The organism is Massilia sp. ZL223 (assembly GCF_018119395.1).
Classification (GTDB): domain Bacteria; phylum Pseudomonadota; class Gammaproteobacteria; order Burkholderiales; family Burkholderiaceae_D; genus Telluria.
Window position 1 is genome coordinate 23,128 of the sequence record NZ_JAGPWD010000019.1, and the last position, 17,193, is coordinate 40,320.

Here is a 17,193-nt window from a genome sequence, read left to right on the forward strand (position 1 = left end):
TGGAGACTGGAATGGCTGAGCACGAGACGAATCACGAAGAATTCACGCTTCAGGAAAACCGTGTGTTCCCGCCGCCGGCGGCGTTTACCGAGAAGGCGGCGATCAAGGGCATGGCCGAGTACGAGAAGCTGTGCGCCGAGGCGGAAAGCGACTACGAAGGTTTCTGGGGCCGCCAGGGCCGCGAGCATATCGAGTGGCACAAGCCCTTCAACACCGTCCTCGACGAATCCAACGCACCATTCTACAAGTGGTTCCCCGACGGCCAGCTGAACGCCTCGTACAACTGCCTGGACCGCAACCTGAAGAACGGCAACGCCGACAAGACCGCCATCATCTTCGAGGCGGACGACGGCACCGTCACCAAGGCCAGCTACCGCGAGCTGCACGAGCGCGTCTGCAAATTCGCCAACGCGCTGAAATCGCGCGGCATCAAGAAGGGCGACCGCGTCGTCATCTACATGTCGATGTCGATCGAAGGCGTGACCGCCATGCAGGCCTGCGCCCGCATCGGCGCCACCCACTCGGTGGTGTTCGGCGGTTTCTCGGCCAAGTCGCTGCAGGAACGCATCATCGACGCCGGCGCCGTGGCTGTCATCACCGCCGACGAACAACTGCGTGGTGGCAAATCGTTGCCTTTGAAAGCCATCGTCGACGAAGCGCTGGCGCTGGGCGGCTGCGACACCATCAAGGACGTGATCGTCTACAAGCGCACCGGCGGCAACATCGCCTTCAAGGAAGGCCGCGATATCTGGCTGCACGAGGTGCTGGAAGGCCAGAGCGCGGAATGCGAGCCGGAATGGGTCGATGCGGAGCATCCGCTGTTCATCCTCTATACCTCCGGTTCGACCGGCACCCCGAAGGGCGTGCAGCACTCGACCGGCGGCTTCCTGCTGTGGGCCGCGATGACGATGAAATGGACCTTCGACATCAAGCCCGACGACGTCTACTGGTGCACCGCCGACATCGGCTGGGTGACCGGCCACAGCTACATCGCCTACGGTCCGCTGGCCGTGGGCGCGACCCAGATCGTGTTCGAAGGCGTGCCGACCTATCCGAACGCCGGCCGCTTCTGGGAAACCATCGCCAAGCACAAGGTCTCGATCTTCTACACCGCGCCGACCGCGATCCGTTCGCTGATCAAGGCTTCGGATGCGGACGCCAAGGTGCACCCGAAGAGCTTCGACCTGTCCAGCCTGCGCCTGCTGGGTTCGGTCGGCGAGCCAATCAATCCGGAAGCCTGGATGTGGTACCACAAGAATGTCGGCCAGGAGCGCTGCCCGATCGTCGACACCTTCTGGCAGACCGAGACCGGCGGCCACATGATCACCCCGCTGCCGGGCGCGACCCCGCTGGTGCCGGGTTCCTGCACCCTGCCGCTGCCGGGCATCATGGCCGCGATCGTGGACGAAGCGGGCGCCGACGTGCCGAACGGGCAGGGCGGCATCCTGGTGGTCAAGCGTCCATGGCCATCGATGATCCGCACCATCTGGAACAACCCGGACCGCTTCCGCACCAGCTACTTCCCGGAAGAACTGGGCGGCAAGTATTACCTGGCCGGTGACGGTGCGATCCGCAACAAGGACACGGGTTACTTCACGATTACCGGCCGCATCGACGACGTGCTGAACGTGTCGGGCCACCGCATGGGCACGATGGAGATCGAGTCGGCGCTGGTGGCGAACCCGATCGTGGCGGAAGCCGCGGTGGTCGGCAAGCCGGACGAGACCACCGGCGAATCGATCTGCGCCTTCGTGGTGCTGAAGCAGGCGCGCCCGACCGGCGAGGAAGCCAAGAAGCTGGCGGCCGAACTGCGCAACTGGGTGGCCAAGGAGATCGGTCCGATCGCCAAGCCGAAGGAGATCCGTTTCGGCGACAACCTGCCGAAGACCCGCTCCGGCAAGATCATGCGCCGCCTGCTGCGCGTGCTGGCCAAGGGCGAGACGATCACCCAGGACGTGTCGACGCTCGAGAATCCGGCGATTCTGGAGCAGTTGAAGGAAAGCGCTTAAGCTTCGTTCGCCGCATTCGGCGGAAAAATGCCCGCGCCCTCGCAAGAGGGGTGGGCATTTTTTATGTTCTCAGCACAGCCGTAACGCCAGCAGTGCCGAGCAGCGCTCAGGACGACGACAACACGAAGGTATTCCCCTCCGAATCCTTAAACTTCGCAAACGACCCCCACGGCTGCGAGGTCGGCGGCTCCAGGAACTCCACCCCCCGCTGGCTCAGCTGCCGATACGTCGCCTCCACGTTATCGCAGGCAAACGCCCCATTGAAGAAGGTCCCGATCCGGTCCTCCTGCCCATCCATGGTGAACAGCACCACCCGCGTCCCCGAGTTCGCAATCCGCAGCTCGATCCAGCGCTTGCCCGGCCCCATCGGCTGGTCGGTCGCGATGTCGAAGCCCAGTTTTTCGGTATAGAAGGCGAGGGCGCGGTCCTGGTCTGCCACCGGGACGCTGACGAATTTCAGTTGAGTAATCATGAGTAGGCATGCCTGCCGTAGTTGCGAGATGCACCATTATCGTGGCACCATCACTGGCTGTGTGATTCTAAAAACTATAGTATCCATGACTACCCGCCAGTCCGAGATGGACGCCTACGTCTTCGACGTGCTGATGCCCGACCTGGTCGGCCACGACCGCCGTCCGGCTGCCTTTGTCGTCTACCTCTACCTGCTGCACAGTGCGCACGCCCTGGGCCGCGACCAGGTACCGGCCAGCCTGCAGACGATCGCCGTCAAAACGGGCCTGTCGAAATCGGCCGTCCAGGTCGCCCTGCGCCACCTGAAGCGCCGCGGTTTGATCGGGGAAGAGGAGGTCGGCACCCAGGTCAACCCGGTCCGCCACGTCCTGCGCCCGTGGCGCCGGCGCTGGCAAGTTGCTCCTGGCGCGTGACAGGCCTTGTAGAGCTGGAAATCCTTGCTATAATAGGCGGCTTCGTGGGATACCCACGAAACCCCATCAGGAGAGATGGATGAGTGGTTTAAGTCGCACGCCTGGAAAGCGTGTATAGGTTCATAGCCTATCGGGGGTTCGAATCCCCCTCTCTCCGCCAAAATTCCAAGGCCCTTGTTTACAAGGGCCTTTTCTTTTTTGCACAGCTCAGTGCTGTCAGGGGCGATGATGTTTCGCCGCCAGAACACTTTGCAATGCCGGCAAGTCCACCGGCTTGACAAAGTAATGATCGAACCCCGCCTGCTTTGCCAGCACCTTGTCGTGCGCCTGCCCATACCCCGTGACCGCCACATAGGTCGCATCCTTGTTCTCCGGCCGGGCATGCAGCTGCCGCGACAGCTCATACCCATCCATATCCGGCAAACCGATATCCAGCAGAAACACATCCGGAGGCGCGGCATGCGCTTCCTCCAGCGCATCGTTGGCATCCGACTTCACCGTCACCTCGTGTCCGTACGATTGCAGCACCGCCGCCAACGACTGCGCCGCATCCTGGTTGTCGTCGACCAGCAGGATATGCAAGGGCGCTCCATCGCTCGGGCCATGCTCACGCGCCGCCGGCCCGCTGTCGGCCAGCTGCCGGTCCAGCAAAGGCAGGCACACTGTGAACGTACTCCCTTTTCCCGGCCCATCGCTGTGCGCCGTCACTTCGCCGCCATGCAAGTGAACGATGCTCTTGACCAGCGCCAGCCCGAGCCCCAGCCCGCCCTGGGACCGGTCGGGCGTGCGTTCCGCCTGCGTGAACAGATCGAACACGGTCGGCAGCAAGGCCGCATCCATGCCGATCCCGTTGTCGCTCACGCAGATGCACACCTGCAGCCCCTGGATCTCCACGGACAGCTGGATCTCGCCACCTTGCGGCGTGTACTTGGCCGCATTGTTCAGCAGATTCGTCAGCACCTGCACCAGGCGCGTGTCATCGCCCAGCACATAGGGATGGGCCGAGGCCAGCCGCATGGTCAGGGTGTGCTGGCGCGACTCGATCACCGGCGAAGCCTGCTCGACCGCATTGTTGACGACCGTCTTGATATCGACGTCCTTCTTGTCGATCGACACCAGGCCGCGCGTGACCCGCGACACGTCCAGCAGGTCGTCCACCAGTTCGGTCAGGTGCTTGACCTGGCGCCCGATCATCTCGCTGGCGCGCTTGACCATCTTTTCATCCTGTCCCGGCAGCTTGAGCAGCTGGGCCGCCGTGCTGATCGGCGCAAGGGGATTGCGCAGCTCGTGCGCGAGCATCGCCAGGAAGTCGTCCTTGCGCCGGTTGGCCCGCTCCAGCGCGGCTTCGGCTTCGCGCTGCACGGTGACGTCGGTATTCGTGCCGAGCCAGTACAGGATCTCGTCCTGCGGATTGTGCACCGGCACCGCCCGCGACAGGAACCAGTGGTACTCGCCGCTCGCGCTGCGCAAGGGGAAGGTGTCTTCCCACACCACCTGCCGGTTCACGATCATGTCGACATACCTGGCCTTCACCGAGTCCACATGGTCGGGGTGGTGCACCGTCTCCCAGCCCCAGTCGCGCATTTCGTCGATGCCCTTGCCGGTATAGGCGGTCCAGCGGCTGTTGAACCAGAAGATCCGGCCGTCGGTCGCCGCCATCCACGCCAGCTGGGGAATATTGTCGGCCAGGGTGCGGAATTTGGTCTCGCTTTCCGCCACCGCCTGCTGGGCTTGCTTCACTTCGCTGATGTCGAGGATATAGGCGATGCCTTCGCCCCGCGTGCGGTCGAAGTTCGCCGCCCCGATGTAGACCGGCAGGCGCGTTCCGTCGGGCCGGCAGAACTCGGCCTCGAAGGCTTCGATCAGTCCCTTGCAGCGCAGTTCGGCCCACTTGCGCTGGAATACCTCCGGCTGGCAGGAGGTCAATGCGGTCCAGGACAGGTGACTGTCCTCGAAGCCTTGTCGTGTCAGTCCGACCATCTGCAGGAAGGCCTCGTTCGGCTCGGCGAGGCTGCCGTCCTCGCGGTGCTGGACGATGCCGATGGTATTCGATTCCGCAATCGTCCTGAACTTCGATTCGGTCTTGGCGCGGGCTTCTTCCGCCAGCTTCTGCTCGGTGATGTCCAGGACCACGCCAGGCAGCCAGGCCGGCTTGCCGTCGGCGTCGAGGTGGACCTTGCCGCGCGCCTGCACGTAACGTACGCCTCCGTCGGCGCGCACCAGGCGATAGGCGCGCTGATAAGGCCCGCCGCTGGCGAGGATGGAAGAAATCTCCGCCCGCACTTCCTCCACGTCGTCCGGATGTATCTTGTTCAGGTAGGCCGAAATCGGCCCGCCGTTCGCGTCGCCGGCGCTCATTTCGAAGAGCCGCGCAAAATTGCAGTCGGCATAGACCCGGTCTTCCCGGACGTCCCAGGTCCAGGTGCCGATCTCGGCGGCGGTCAGCGCCGCTTCCAGCCGGTATCGCACATCCTCCAGCTCGGCCTGGGTCAGCTTCCACTCATGGATATCGGTGCAGGTTCCCATCCAGCGGGTGATCTGGCCGGCCTCGTTACGGATGGGCAGGGCGCGTCCGAGCACCCACCGGTACTGGCCGGACCGGTGCCGCAGCCGGTATTCGACTTCATAAGGATCGCCGGTGGCGAGGCTGTGCGCCCAGCGTTTCCAAGCTTCCTCCATGTCGGCTGGATGAAACAGCTCGCTCCATGCATTCCCCAAGGTGCTGCCTTCGGCGACCCCGACGAAGTCGAACCATTGGCGGTTGAAATAGTCGTGATAGCCGTCCGGCAGCGTGGACCAGACGATCTGCGGCATGGCGTCGGCCACCTGGCGGAACCAGGCTTCCCCCGCTTCGGCCACCTGCTGCCTGCGGGTTTGCTCGGTCACGTCTTCCACCTGGTGGATGATATAGGCGAGTTCTCCCGACCTGGACAGCACCGGGCTGTTGAGCGGACACCAATAGCGCTCTTCCCATTCCCCATGCGGCGAGTCGCGGATGGGAATGTCGTACTTCTGGATCGCCATCCGATGCGGCGTCTTGTGCTCGAGCACCCAGTTGAGCGATGCGCGCAGGTTGTTGACGCCCGTGGCTTTCGGATCGGAAGGGTTGTCGGGGAAGGCGTCGAACATGTAGCGCCCGATCAAGTGCGAGCGTGTGGTGAGCGTGGCGTTCAGGTAGGCGTCGTTGACGGCCACGATCGTCAGGTCCGGCCGCAGGATCAGGTAAGGCATCGGCGTCGCCTGGAACAGCAGCTCGAAATCCGGCGATACGGCGAGGGAGTGGTCAGGGCTGTTCATCACATGCTTGCTTCGGGGAGGCACGGTATGATGGTGGCGAAAGCCGAGCGAAGGCAGTGACGCCGCATGATGGCAGTATGCCTCGTTCACACAGGAATGGCGTTCCGTTTGGGACGTTTTTTCTTAAACTTGCCAACCGGAACTTCGCGCATGACAACAACGCTTCTTCCCGATTTCGAACCACGTGACGTCGATACCGCGCCGGGCATACGGATTCGCGCGGCCATCGGGGGAAGCGGCGCACCGCTCTTATTGCTCCACGGCCATCCCCAGACCCATGCGATCTGGCACCGCGTTGTTCCAAGGCTGGCCCGGCAGTTCACGGTCGTCGCCTGCGACCTGCGCGGCTACGGCGACTCGTCCAAGCCGCCGGCCGACGAAGCGCACAGCAACTACAGCAAGCGCAGCATGGCCGCCGACATGCTGGCCGTCATGCAGTCGCTCGGCTTCGACAATTTCAGTGTCCTGGCCCACGACCGCGGCGCCCGCGTGGCGCACCGCCTTGCGGCCGATCATCCGGACGCCGTGCGGCGCATGGTGCTGCTCGACATCGCCCCGACCCTGGCGATGTACGAACAGACCAGCGAAGCCTTCGCACGCGCCTACTGGCACTGGTTCTTCCTGATCCAGCCCGCGCCGCTGCCGGAACGCCTGATCGAGGCCGATCCGCGCGCCTACGTCACCGATGTCATGGGCCGGCGCAGCAGCGGCCTGGCGCCTTTCGATCCGCGCGCGCTGGCGGAATACCAGCGCTGCCTGGCGCTGCCCGACACCGCGCGCGGCATCTGCGAGGATTACCGCGCCTCCGCCACCATCGACCTGGAGCACGACCGCGCCGACCGCGACGCCGGCAAGCGCCTGGCCACGCCGCTGATGGTGCTCTGGGGAGGAGACGGCGTGGTCCACCGCTGCTTCGACCCGCTCAAGGAATGGCGCCGGATCGCCGACGACGTGCGCGGCGAGGCGCTGCCTTGCGGCCACTACATCCCGGAGGAAGCGCCGGACGCCTTGCTCGAGCGCGCCTTGCCCTTCCTCGCCCAGCCTTAATGCAGCCGGATGGCGGCGACCGCACGCTCGCCGTCCACCTGGATGGCCGCCGCCTCGAACGAAGGGGGACCGAAGGCGCCCTTGGCGTCGCGGCTGAACCCGTAGTTCTCCTTCGGGATGCCGATCACATTGCGGTCCAGTTCCTTGTTTCCGTTCTCGTCCTGGTAGGCCAGCACCGCCCAGGTCCCCGTCGGCACGCCTTCGACCAGCACGACGGTTTCTCCCGCCTGCGCGGGCACGGAAGCGCTGTAGGCGCACTGCTTCAGAAAGCGCTCCTTGTCGCAGACCGCCACGTTGACGGTTCCCTTGCCGCCGGCGACGTTCGACACGCGCACTTCGATGGTGGCCGCCACGGCCGCTGAAGCGGCAGGCAGCAGGAGCAGGGCAAGTAGATAGCGGGTCATACGTCTCCTGTCGAGTGGTGAACCGTGTTTGTCATGCAGAGGAAGCCGTGCGCCCGGGGGGCTTATGGTAGGCTGGAGTTCCGCCATTGCCTGCCGATCCGCCACCGACCACCATGCTCTGGAATGCCTTCATCGTCGTGCTCACCGTCGTGATGATGGAACTGTTTTCCATCGTCGCGCACAAGTACATCATGCACGGTTTCGGCTGGGGCTGGCACCGTTCGCACCATGAACCGCGCACCGGCTGGTTCGAGAAGAACGACTTGTACGCCGTGGTCTTCGCCGGCGTCGCCATCGCCCTGATCTGGTTCGGCACCGAGGGCGCCCATCCGCTCGAATGGATCGGCGCGGGCATGACCGCCTACGGTTTCCTCTACTTCGTCGCCCACGACGGTCTGGTGCACCGCCGCTGGCCTTTCCGCTACGTGCCGAAGAGCGGCTACCTGAAGCGGCTCTACCAGGCGCACCGCATGCACCACGCGGTGGAGGGCAAGGACGGCGCGGTGTCCTTCGGCTTCCTGTACGCGCCGCCGGTCGAGACCCTCAAGCGTCAACTGCAAGCGCGGCATCCGGGACCGCTGCGTGCGCCGCGCCAGGCCGCTGCCACAAGCCAGGCGGACGTGGCGGCGCAGAGCCGAGACGCGAAGTAAGCGCGGCCACGCCGCCTTTCCCCAGCAGCCACAGCTTCTCCGCCTTCGAGGTGCCGCAGCGCTCGTCCCAGGCGCGCGCGCCGCGCCGCTTCACTTCGATCCCGATCTGCCGGTACACGTTGCGCGCGGTCGCGATGGCCCAGGCCGAGCGCAGGGGCAGGTCGCGGATGCCCGCGTTGGCCGAGTCGTAATAGGGTTCCGCGTAGTCGACCAGGCGCGCCGCCACCCGCGCCAGCGCTTCGCGGTGCCTGGGTAGCGCCACCTCCGCCGGCGGGATGCCGGCCTCGCGCAGCCATGCGGCCGGCAGGTAGCAGCGGCCATTCGCCGCATCCTCGACGATGTCGCGCGCGATGTTCGTCAGCTGGAAGGCCAGGCCCAGGTCGCAGGCGCGGTCCAGCACCGCCGCATCCTTCACGCCCATGATCGACGCCATCATCAGGCCGACCACGCCGGCCACGTGGTAGCAGTAGCGCAGCGTGTCCTCGATGCTCTCGTAGCGCGTTTCCCCGACATCCATCGCGAAGCCCGCCAGGTGGTCGAAGGCGAAGCGCTGCGGCATCGCGTGGCGCAGCGCCACTTCCTGGAAGGCGGCGAAGGCGGGCGCCCGCATCGGTTCGCCCGCATAGGCGCGCCGGGTCTGCTCGACCAGTTCGGCCAGCTCGCGCCTGGCGTCGTGCGGCGCTTGCGCGGCGGCGTGGAAGCCGAGTTCCTGGCCGTCCACCACGTCGTCGCAGTGGCGGCACCAGGCGTACAGCATCAGCACGCTGCGCCGCGTTCCAGGCGAGAACAGCCTGGCGGCGGCCGCGAAGCTCTTCGAGCCGACCTCGATGGCCCGGGTCGCGTGCTCAAGCAGGACTTCGCTCATGGCGCCACCTCGTCCAGCATCAGGCCGGCCGTCGCCTTGGCCGAGCCGATCACGCCCGGCACGCCGGCGCCGGGATGGGTGCCGGCGCCCACCAGGTAGAGGTTGGGCAGCGCCGCATCGCGGTTGTGCGGCCGGAACCAGGCGCTCTGGGTCAGGATCGGCTCCAGCGAGAAGGCCGAGCCCAGGTGGGCGTTGAGCTGGTCGCGGAAGTCGAGCGGCGTGAAGATGCGGCTGGTGACCAGCTGGCTGCGCAGGCCCGGCATGTAACGCCGTTCCAGGTAGTCGAAGATGCGATCGCGGTACAGCGGACCTTCGACTTCCCAGTCGATCGGGGCATTGCCCAGGTGGGGCACCGGCGCCAGCACGTAGTGGCTGCCGCAGCCGGGCGGCGCCAGCGACGGGTCGGTCACGCAGGGCGCGTGCAGGTAGAGCGAGAAATCCTCGGCCAGGGCGTCGCCCTGGAAGATTTCCTTGATGAGTTCCCGGTAGCGCGGCCCGAAGCAGACCGTGTGGTGCCGCAGCTGCTGGTGGTGATGATCGAGCCCGAAGTAGAGCACGAACAGCGAATTACTGAAGCGCTTCTTGCGCAGGCTGTCCGCCTCGGCGCTGCCGCGCGGATGCTGGCCCAGCAGGGAGCCATAGGTGTGGACCACGTCCGCGTTCGAGGCCACCGCGTCGGCGGCGAACAGGCGGCCGTCCTCGAGGCGCACGCCGCTCACGCGCGCACCCGCCGTTTCGATGCGCGCCACCGGCGCGTTCAGCTCGATGCGCCCGCCGAGGTCTTCGAACAGCCGCACCAGTCCCCTGACCAGCGCCCCGGTGCCGCCGCGCGGGAACCACACGCCCCAGCGCCGCTCCAGCGCGTGGATCAGGGTGTAGATCGACGAGGTGGCGAAGGGGTTTCCGCCCACCAGCAGCGAGTGGAAGGAGAAGGCCTGGCGCAGGTGCTCGTCCTGGATGAAGCGCGACACGATGCCGTACACGCTGCGCCAGGCCTGCAGACGCGCCAGCTGCGGCCCGGCCTGGATCATGTCGCGGAAGGACAGGAAAGGAACGGCGCCCAGCTTGATGTAGCCTTCCTCGAACACGGCCTTCGAATAGGCCAGGAAGCGGTGGTAGCCCGCCACGTCGGCCGGATTGCGCGCGTGGATCTGGCGGTCGAGCGCGTCCTGGTCGTTGGCGTAGTCGAAATGGCTGCCGTCTTCCCAGCACAGGCGGTAGAAGGGTGCGACTTCCAGCAGCTCGACATAGTCGCGCATGCGCTTGCCGGCCACAGTGAACAATTCCTCGATGGCGGAAGGGTCGGTGATGACGGTCGGCCCGGCGTCGAACACGAAGCCCTGGTCTTCGTACACGTAGGCGCGTCCGCCCGGCTTGTCGCGCTTCTCCAGCAGGGTGGTCTGCACGCCCCGGGCCTGCAGGCGGATGGCCAGCGCGAGGCCGCCGAAGCCGGCGCCCACGACGACTGCTTTTTTGGTGGCGTTCATTCTTGCTTCCCGAATTGGCGAGGGTGGGTCTTGCACACGGCCGACAAGGCCTGCAGCACGGGAACCGGCGGCTTGCCCGACAGCAGGCGCGCCTTGTCCCCGAGGCTCAGGCGGCCGGCGTAGAAATTGGCGATCAGCGGCGCCGGCAGCCGATAGAAGCGCTGCATCACGCGCCAGCGGCTGTCCGGACTGCCGGCCAGGAACAGCATGCGGTTGAGCATGCGGAAGAAGCGCTGGCGGCGCCATTCCTGCCGCGCTTCGTCGCGGATGGCGGCGAACAGCTGCGGCGCGTCGAGCTCGCGCAAACCGGCGATGCGCTCGGCCAGCCGCACCGCATGCGGCAGCGAATAGCCGGTGGTGGAGTGGAACAGCCCGGCGCGCAGGCCGGCGCAGGGCTGGCCCTGCAGGTCGTTCCAGTAGGCCTCGAAGTCGCCCGCCAGCACGATGGGCAGCGAACCCTGTTCCTCGCGCAGGACCTCGGCGATGTCCCAGCACTGCTCGCGCGCGTAGGCCGCGATATTGGCGCGCAGGCGCTCGGGTTCCCAGACCTGGGTGTCGACGTAATGGGTGTCCTCGATCAGCAGCCGGTCGGGCCCGAAGGGCAGCACGTAGACGAAGCGGTAGCCGCCTTGCTGGGCGACGCTGGCGTCCATGATGACCGGGGCCTTGAGGCCGTGCGGCCAGTTCAGGCGCACTTCCTGGCCGAGGAAGGTCTGGTAGCCGAGCCTGAGGCGGCTGCTGGCGCGCATGCCGCGGCCGTCGATGACGGCCTTCGCACGCAGGGTGGAACCGTCGGCCAGGCCGACTTGCGTCGGATTCAGGCTCTCGATGCGCGCATTCAGGCGCAGCGATGCGCCCAGCGCCGGGGCGATCACGCGCGCGAAATCCTGCGAGGCGATGCTGGCATAGCCGCTGTCGAGCGTGCGCGCGTACAGCGGAAACACCACGTCGTAGCGCGGCCAGCGCGCCGAGACCAGGGGCGCGATCCATTGGCGCTGGGCCGCATCCAGGTCGCCGTCATGGAAGGACCAGGTGTGGTTGCCGCCGATCTGCGCATCCTGTTCCAGCAGCAGGATGCGCAGCTCCGGGCGCCGGGCCAGCAGGCGCCAGGCGATCAGGCCATTCGCCAGCCCACCGCCCACCAGGATCAGGTCGTAGGACTTATCCAAGGCAGGCCACGCTGTCCGGTGTGCGCCGCAGGTGCAGCGCCGCTTCGACGATATCGGCCGCGCGCGGCGTGCCGCCGGCCTGGGCCAGGTTCGCGGCCAGCGGTTCGAGGCGCTGGCGGAAGCCCGGTTCGTCCAGCAGCCTGCGCACCTGACGGCGGATGGCCGAGGCGCGGGCGAAGCGCGGCGACATGCGCAGGCCGATGCCGGCATGGACCACCCTGGCCGCCGCTCCGGGATGGTCGAAGGCGATCGGCAGCGCCAGCATCGGCGTGCGCGCCGCGATCGCGTCCATCACCGTGTTCACGCCCGCATGCGAGACCACGGCGTCGGCGCGCGCCAGCACCGCTTCCTGGCGGGCGAAGGCGCACACCCAGGTGGCGCCTTCGCCCCGCAAGACCTGCTCCTGGTGAGCATCCAGGCCGCCGCAATGGGCCACCAGCAGCTGCACGTCGAGCGCGCGGCAGGCGCGCACGATGCGCCGGAACAGGCCGAAGCGCGCGCCCTGCATGCTGCCCAGCGAGGTGAATACAAAGGGACGATCGCTCGCGATCTCGGGCAGGAAGTAGTCGCGGTCCCTGGCGCTGGCGGCGCGCTTCGTGAAGCGCAGCGGTCCCACGTGGTGGAAATGCGCGGGCAACGCGCGGCGCGGGAAATCGAAGGCCGAGGTGGTCTGGCTGATTTGCGCCAGCGGCGACAGGCAGTGTTGCAGGTTGTCGCGCTCGCCCAGGCCGAGCAGGCGCGCCTGCAGGGCGATGGCGCGGCGGTGCGGACTCATCATCCAGTCGTAGACGCGGGTGCTGCCCTCGGCCATCTTGAGGTGGCGTTCGCTCTGGCCGTACTCGAAGGGCATCACCGGCAGCGGCACGCCCGGCTCGCGGTTGACGGGCAGGGCGCAGGCCACCGAAACGAAGGGGATGCGCAGCGCCTCGGCCACCAGGCCGCCGGCCGCTTCCATCTGGTCGGCGAGGATGGCGTCGATGCCCAGGGTGTCCAGCGCGGCCGGCAGTTCGCGGCACAGCATGGCGGTGCTGTCGGCCATGTCCTCGATCACGCGCCGCAGCCCGAGCGGCCCCCCGGGATTGGCCGCGCGCCGCAGCGCCGCCTGTACCGATCCGGGCGGATGGGTGTCGAGGCCCACGGCGTGGAAGCCGATGCGCTCGTCCGCCACCCATTGCGCGGCGTCCGGGCGGTGCAGGAAGCTCACGCGGTGTCCGCGGTCGATCAGCTCGACGGCGAGCGCCGACATGGCGTTGAAGTGGCTATAGAACGCAGGAGTGACGACTGCGAAGTGCGCCATGGTCAGCCGATGCGTGCGTCGCGCGTCGATCCGGCCTCGGCATGGACCAGGGCGCCGATGCCGGGCGCGTGGAAGGCATCCGGCACGCCCTGCGAGAACAGCGCGCGCACGAAGCCGCGGGTGCGCTGCCTGCCCTTTAGGGCGGCGCCCAGGTGGCGGTCGGCTTCCATCAGGTGGATGCTCAGGCGGCGCCTGGCTTCGTCCCTGCCGAGCGCATTGACGAAGGTGCTCTTGCCTTCATCCTTGCCGGTGTCCTTGCCGGTCAGGCTGCTGTCGGCGCCGTCCTGGAAGTCGTCGCGGATCTGGAAGGCCTGGCCCGCCGCCAGCGCGAAGGCGCGCAGGGCGTCGCCGACGCTGTCCTCGGTCTGGGCCAGGATGGCCGCCATGTCGACTGCGACGCCCAGCAGCACGCCGGTCTTGAGTTCATTGGTGGCCGCGATCTCGGCCACCGAATGGGCGCCGCCGCGCAGGTCCATGAACTGGCCGCGCACCAGGCCTTGCGCGCCGATCGTCTCGGCCAGCCGGTTCACGAGCCGGGTGCGGGTGAGCGGGGCGACGTCCTGGATCGAGGCGAGGATGGAAAAGGCCCGGCTGAGCAGGGCGATGGACGCCAGGATGGTGACGTCCTCGCCGTACTGCACGTGGACGGCCGGCTTGCCGCGCCGGAGCATGGCGTTGTCCATGCAGGGCATGTCGTCGAGCATGAGCGAGGCCGCGTGCACCAGTTCGACCGCGCAGGCGACGTCGATCACGGCCGGCGAGGCGCAGCCCAGGTCGCGCGCCACCAGCATCAGGAGCAGGGGACGCATGCGCTTGCCGGCGCTGAGCGCGCCCGCCCGCATGGCCAGGCTCAGCATGTCGGCGTGGCCGCGGTGCTCGCCATCGGCCAGCAGGAAGGCGATGCGTTCCTCGAGTTCCTGGCGCATGCCTGCGAGCTCGTCGCGTGGGTCCCTGTCCGGGCCGCCGAACCGCCTTGTCTGAGTTGTCATGCGCCATTCCTTTGCAGAGTGCTGGGAGAGGGAACCGGACGGTCGTCCAGCCGATCTTACCTGAAACAATCTTGAAAAAACGTTAATGCATGTAAATGCGCGCGGGCTGTTGTAAATCTGGTCTTGCCGGCTAAACAGACAATTTTCTTACCTGTTTGATGCAAATGCCGACAGAAGCCTGCCTGGTGCATTGTTCGTTTTGCATCCTACATGGAAGCTTGCCGGCGAGACTGTGTCACGATTGGCGAGGCCGGTTCGAAAGCGGTTCAGGGGCTGGTGCGGCTTGCCGGTCCGTCAACTGGGACGATTTGCCCACCTCAAACGTGCTGCGGATTGCGATAGCATGGCAGCTTCGCCGCCAGCGACGGCTGCGGCGCCTTCCACCGAACACCATGCCGAATCTCGAAATCGCCCTTGCGGACGCCGATTGCGCCCGCGTCTCCACGCAGCCCGGCCGCCTGGCCCAGTACTGGACCCTGACCAAGCCGCGCGTCACCCTGATGACCGTGTTCTGCGCCGTCATCGGCAGCCTGCTCGCCGCCGACGGCTTCCCCGGCTGGGGCGTGCTGTTCTGGAGCGCGGCCGGCATCTGGCTGCTGGCCGGCGCCGCTTTCGCGGTCAACTGCCTGCTGGAGGCCAAGGTCGACGCGCGCATGGCGCGCACCGCCCGCCGGGCCACCGCGCGCGGCGAACTGACGCCCTTGCACACCATCGCGTTTTCCAGCCTGATCGGCGGCGCCGGCATGGCCGCGCTGTACTGGATGGTCAATCCGCTCACCATGTGGCTGACCCTGGCGACCTTTGTCGGCTATGCCTTCGTCTACACCCTCCTGCTCAAGCCGAACACGCCGCAGAACATCGTGATCGGCGGGCTGGCCGGGGCGATGCCGCCGGCCCTGGGCTGGGCGGCCGTGGCGGGGGAGACACCGCTGCAGGCCTGGCTGCTGGTCCTGATCATCTTTCTGTGGACCCCGCCGCACTTCTGGGCGCTGGCCATGTACCGGCGCGAGGACTATGCGCGCTCCGGGCTGCCGATGCTGCCGGTCACGCACGGCATGGCGCACACGGGCCGCATGGTGTGGCGCTACAGCATCGCGCTGGCGCTGGGCACCGCCTTGCCCTGGGTGGTGGGAATGAGCGGCCTGCTCTACCTGCTGGCCGCGGCGGCGCTCGATGCGGTGTTCCTGCGCCACGCCTGGCTGGTGCACCGCCGCTACAGCGACCAGGTGGCGCGCAAGGCCTTCGGCTGGTCCATCGTCTACCTGGCCTTGCTGTTCGCGGCGCTGCTGGCCGATCACTGGGTCACGGCGCTGTAAGCCTCAGGCCTGGGCCATGCCGCCGTCGACGAACAGTTCGGCGCCGTTGACGTAGCTGGCGTCGCTCGAGGCCAGGAACAGCACGGCCTTCGCAATCTCTTCCGGCTCGGCCACGCGGCCCAGCGGCACCTGGCTGGCCAGCGCGTCCAGCAGGCCTCGCTGGGCGGCGGCATCGTCGCCGGCCAGTTCCACCAGCCCCGGCGTACGCACCGGTCCCGGGCTCACCACGTTGACGCGGATCCGGCGCTCCTTCAGGTCCAGGATCCAGCTGCGCGCGAAGTTGCGCACCGCCGCCTTGGTGGCGCTGTAGACGCTGAAGGCCGGGGTACCGGTCACACCGGTGACGGAACTGCTCAGCACCACCGATGCGCCCTGGGACAGCAGCGGCAGCGCCTTCTGCACCGTGAACAGCACCGCCTTGACGTTGCGATCGAAGGCGTCGTCCACGTGCTGCTCGGTGATCTGGCCGAGCGGCATCATGTCGCCACCGCCGGCGTTCGCGAACAGCACGTCCAGGCGGCCGGCGGCGTCCTCAACGGTGGCGTAGACGCGGTCCAGGTCGGCCATGCTGGTGGAATCGGCCTGGATCGCAGTGGCGTTGGGGCCGATCTTGTCGACCGCGGCGTCCAGCTCGGCCTGGCGGCGGCCGGTGATGAAGACGCGTGCGCCTTCCTGTGCGAACAGCTGGGCCGTTGCCAGGCCGATGCCCGCCGAGCCGCCGGTGACGAGTGCGATTTTGCCTTCGAGTTTCTTCATGACTTCCTCCATGTGGTGGGTTGATGGAAGAAGTGTAGATTCTCCATATGCGTAGATAAATCCGGTTTCGATGGAATGACTATCCATCAATCTGTACAATCGGTGCATGGACCAATTACTCGCGCTCAAGACCTTCGTGCGTATTGCGGAGGCCGGCAACTTCTCCAAGGCTGCCGACCAGCTGAACCTTCCGCGCTCGACGGCCAGCAAGATCATCCAGGATCTCGAAGAGCACCTGGGCACCAAGCTGATCCACCGCACCACGCGCCGCATCACGGTCACGCCGGAAGGCGCGCAATACTACGAGCGCGCGCTCAAGCTGGTGGCCGAGCTGGAAGACATGGACGCCGAGGCGCGCCGCAGCCGCGCCCAGCCCAAGGGGCGGCTGCGGGTGGACGTCGGCTCGGTGCTGGCCAACCTGATCCTGATTCCGGCGCTGCCGGCCTTCCGCGAGCGCTATCCCGACATCGAGCTGTTCCTGGGCGTGAGCGACCGTCCGGCCGACATGGTGGGCGAGGGCATCGACTGCGTGATCCGTGGCGGCGCGCTGCCCGACACCTCGCTGGTCGCGCGCAAGCTGTGCGAGCTGGAGATGCTGGTCTGCGCCCACCGCGCGTATGCGCAAGGGCGCGGCCTGCCAACGCATCCGGGCGAGCTGGAATCCGGGCACGCGCTGGTGAGCTACTTCTCTTCGCTCACCGGCAAGCCCTTTCCGCTGGTGTTCACGCGCGGCGGGGAGACCATCGAGGTCCAGGGCGGCGCCCACATGGCCGTGAACGAAAGCACGGCCCTGGTCGGGGCCTTGATCGCGGGCCTGGGCATCGGCCAGTGTTTCGAATTCTCGGTGCGGCATCAGCTCGACAGCGGGGAACTGGTGCGGGTACTGCCCGAGTGGCGCCAGCCGCGCCATCCGCTCTACATCATGTATCCGCCCAACCGCCACCTGCACGGCAAGGCGCGCGTGTTCGTCGACTGGGCGGTCGAGGTCTTCGCCGCCTACGACGTCCGTCCCTGATCCGGTTG

Annotated in this window: 15 protein-coding genes and 1 tRNA gene; 7 read left to right on the top strand and 9 right to left on the bottom strand. The window is 66.9% G+C overall.

Translation table 11 applies throughout. The features are described 5' to 3' along the window. Positions 1–11 precede the first annotated feature (11 nt). On the top strand, positions 12–2,009 hold the full coding sequence (gene acs / locus KBW95_RS13170) for an acetate--CoA ligase (protein ID WP_211525674.1): 1,998 nt from the start codon (positions 12–14) through the stop codon (positions 2,007–2,009). Positions 2,010–2,115: 106 nt separating this feature from the next. On the opposite strand, the gene KBW95_RS13175 is transcribed toward acs, so the two are convergent. Next, positions 2,116–2,481 (bottom strand): VOC family protein, encoded by a 366-nt coding sequence (locus KBW95_RS13175; protein ID WP_211525675.1) that lies wholly within the window; start codon positions 2,479–2,481, stop codon positions 2,116–2,118. Positions 2,482–2,566: 85 nt separating this feature from the next. Between KBW95_RS13175 and KBW95_RS13180 the strand changes: the two genes are divergently transcribed. Together KBW95_RS13180 and KBW95_RS13185 are read left to right on the top strand one after the other, a co-directional pair. Beyond that, positions 2,567–2,893, top strand: a complete 327-nt coding sequence (locus KBW95_RS13180; protein ID WP_211528462.1) for a helix-turn-helix domain-containing protein — start codon at positions 2,567–2,569, stop codon at positions 2,891–2,893. 69 nt (positions 2,894–2,962) lie between these two features. Beyond that, positions 2,963–3,053, top strand: a tRNA-Ser gene (locus KBW95_RS13185). A 56-nt stretch (positions 3,054–3,109) separates the two neighbouring features. On the opposite strand, the gene KBW95_RS13190 is transcribed toward KBW95_RS13185, so the two are convergent. Continuing rightward, positions 3,110–6,190 carry a PAS domain S-box protein gene (locus KBW95_RS13190; RefSeq protein ID WP_211528463.1) on the bottom strand — a complete coding sequence of 1,027 codons (3,081 nt, stop codon included), beginning with the start codon at positions 6,188–6,190 and terminating at the stop codon, positions 3,110–3,112. 150 nt (positions 6,191–6,340) lie between these two features. Between KBW95_RS13190 and KBW95_RS13195 the strand changes: the two genes are divergently transcribed. Continuing rightward, entirely contained in the window at positions 6,341–7,237 is an 897-nt protein-coding gene (locus KBW95_RS13195; protein WP_211525678.1) for an alpha/beta fold hydrolase, read from the top strand. Here KBW95_RS13195 and KBW95_RS13200 read toward each other — a convergent pair. Further along, positions 7,234–7,641 carry a DUF2141 domain-containing protein gene (locus KBW95_RS13200; protein WP_211528464.1) on the bottom strand — a complete coding sequence of 136 codons (408 nt, stop codon included), beginning with the start codon at positions 7,639–7,641 and terminating at the stop codon, positions 7,234–7,236. The two genes, KBW95_RS13195 and KBW95_RS13200, sit on opposite strands and share 4 nt — an antisense overlap. 86 nt (positions 7,642–7,727) lie before the next feature. Here KBW95_RS13200 and KBW95_RS13205 point away from each other — a divergent pair, with 86 nt between their 5' ends. Beyond that, positions 7,728–8,291: a sterol desaturase family protein gene (locus tag KBW95_RS13205; protein ID WP_229429732.1), complete on the top strand. Its 564-nt coding sequence runs from the start codon at positions 7,728–7,730 to the stop codon at positions 8,289–8,291. Here KBW95_RS13205 and crtB read toward each other — a convergent pair. The 5 genes from crtB to KBW95_RS13230 are packed head-to-tail and all read right to left on the bottom strand — an operon-like array spanning position 8,185 to position 14,098. Next, on the bottom strand, positions 8,185–9,156 hold the full coding sequence (crtB, locus tag KBW95_RS13210; RefSeq protein WP_211528465.1) for a 15-cis-phytoene synthase CrtB: 972 nt from the start codon (positions 9,154–9,156) through the stop codon (positions 8,185–8,187). The genes KBW95_RS13205 and crtB overlap by 107 nt on opposite strands. Continuing rightward, on the bottom strand, positions 9,153–10,643 hold the full coding sequence (locus tag KBW95_RS13215) for a phytoene desaturase (protein ID WP_211528466.1): 1,491 nt from the start codon (positions 10,641–10,643) through the stop codon (positions 9,153–9,155). The genes crtB and KBW95_RS13215 overlap by 4 nt, the downstream gene beginning before the upstream one ends. Next, a complete protein-coding gene (gene crtY, locus KBW95_RS13220) occupies positions 10,640–11,812 on the bottom strand; it encodes a lycopene beta-cyclase CrtY (protein WP_211525683.1) in 1,173 nt (390 codons plus the stop codon). The genes KBW95_RS13215 and crtY overlap by 4 nt, the downstream gene beginning before the upstream one ends. Continuing rightward, positions 11,805–13,109: a glycosyltransferase gene (locus KBW95_RS13225; RefSeq protein WP_211525684.1), complete on the bottom strand. Its 1,305-nt coding sequence runs from the start codon at positions 13,107–13,109 to the stop codon at positions 11,805–11,807. Before KBW95_RS13225 ends, crtY begins: the two co-directional genes overlap by 8 nt. A gap of 2 nt (positions 13,110–13,111) precedes the next feature. Continuing rightward, on the bottom strand, positions 13,112–14,098 hold the full coding sequence (locus tag KBW95_RS13230) for a polyprenyl synthetase family protein (protein WP_211528467.1): 987 nt from the start codon (positions 14,096–14,098) through the stop codon (positions 13,112–13,114). A gap of 392 nt (positions 14,099–14,490) precedes the next feature. Between KBW95_RS13230 and cyoE the strand changes: the two genes are divergently transcribed. After that, positions 14,491–15,414 carry a heme o synthase gene (cyoE, locus tag KBW95_RS13235; protein ID WP_211528468.1) on the top strand — a complete coding sequence of 308 codons (924 nt, stop codon included), beginning with the start codon at positions 14,491–14,493 and terminating at the stop codon, positions 15,412–15,414. Between the two features lie 3 nt (positions 15,415–15,417). On the opposite strand, the gene KBW95_RS13240 is transcribed toward cyoE, so the two are convergent. Continuing rightward, positions 15,418–16,170, bottom strand: a complete 753-nt coding sequence (locus tag KBW95_RS13240; protein ID WP_373888797.1) for an SDR family oxidoreductase — start codon at positions 16,168–16,170, stop codon at positions 15,418–15,420. A 106-nt stretch (positions 16,171–16,276) separates the two neighbouring features. Between KBW95_RS13240 and KBW95_RS13245 the strand changes: the two genes are divergently transcribed. Continuing rightward, positions 16,277–17,185 carry a LysR family transcriptional regulator gene (locus tag KBW95_RS13245; protein ID WP_211528470.1) on the top strand — a complete coding sequence of 303 codons (909 nt, stop codon included), beginning with the start codon at positions 16,277–16,279 and terminating at the stop codon, positions 17,183–17,185. Positions 17,186–17,193 lie beyond the last annotated feature (8 nt).

Coding starts and splice junctions, on each gene's coding strand:
- acs (WP_211525674.1), top strand. CDS start 12: ATGGCTGAGCACGAGACGAATCACGAAGAATTCACGCTTCAGGAAAAC.
- KBW95_RS13175 (WP_211525675.1), bottom strand. CDS start 2,481: ATGATTACTCAACTGAAATTCGTCAGCGTCCCGGTGGCAGACCAGGAC.
- KBW95_RS13180 (WP_211528462.1), top strand. CDS start 2,567: ATGACTACCCGCCAGTCCGAGATGGACGCCTACGTCTTCGACGTGCTG.
- KBW95_RS13190 (WP_211528463.1), bottom strand. CDS start 6,190: ATGAACAGCCCTGACCACTCCCTCGCCGTATCGCCGGATTTCGAGCTG.
- KBW95_RS13195 (WP_211525678.1), top strand. CDS start 6,341: ATGACAACAACGCTTCTTCCCGATTTCGAACCACGTGACGTCGATACC.
- KBW95_RS13200 (WP_211528464.1), bottom strand. CDS start 7,641: ATGACCCGCTATCTACTTGCCCTGCTCCTGCTGCCTGCCGCTTCAGCG.
- crtB (WP_211528465.1), bottom strand. CDS start 9,156: ATGAGCGAAGTCCTGCTTGAGCACGCGACCCGGGCCATCGAGGTCGGC.
- KBW95_RS13215 (WP_211528466.1), bottom strand. CDS start 10,643: ATGAACGCCACCAAAAAAGCAGTCGTCGTGGGCGCCGGCTTCGGCGGC.
- KBW95_RS13225 (WP_211525684.1), bottom strand. CDS start 13,109: ATGGCGCACTTCGCAGTCGTCACTCCTGCGTTCTATAGCCACTTCAAC.
- KBW95_RS13230 (WP_211528467.1), bottom strand. CDS start 14,098: ATGACAACTCAGACAAGGCGGTTCGGCGGCCCGGACAGGGACCCACGC.
- cyoE (WP_211528468.1), top strand. CDS start 14,491: ATGCCGAATCTCGAAATCGCCCTTGCGGACGCCGATTGCGCCCGCGTC.
- KBW95_RS13240 (WP_373888797.1), bottom strand. CDS start 16,170: ATGAAGAAACTCGAAGGCAAAATCGCACTCGTCACCGGCGGCTCGGCG.
- KBW95_RS13245 (WP_211528470.1), top strand. CDS start 16,277: ATGGACCAATTACTCGCGCTCAAGACCTTCGTGCGTATTGCGGAGGCC.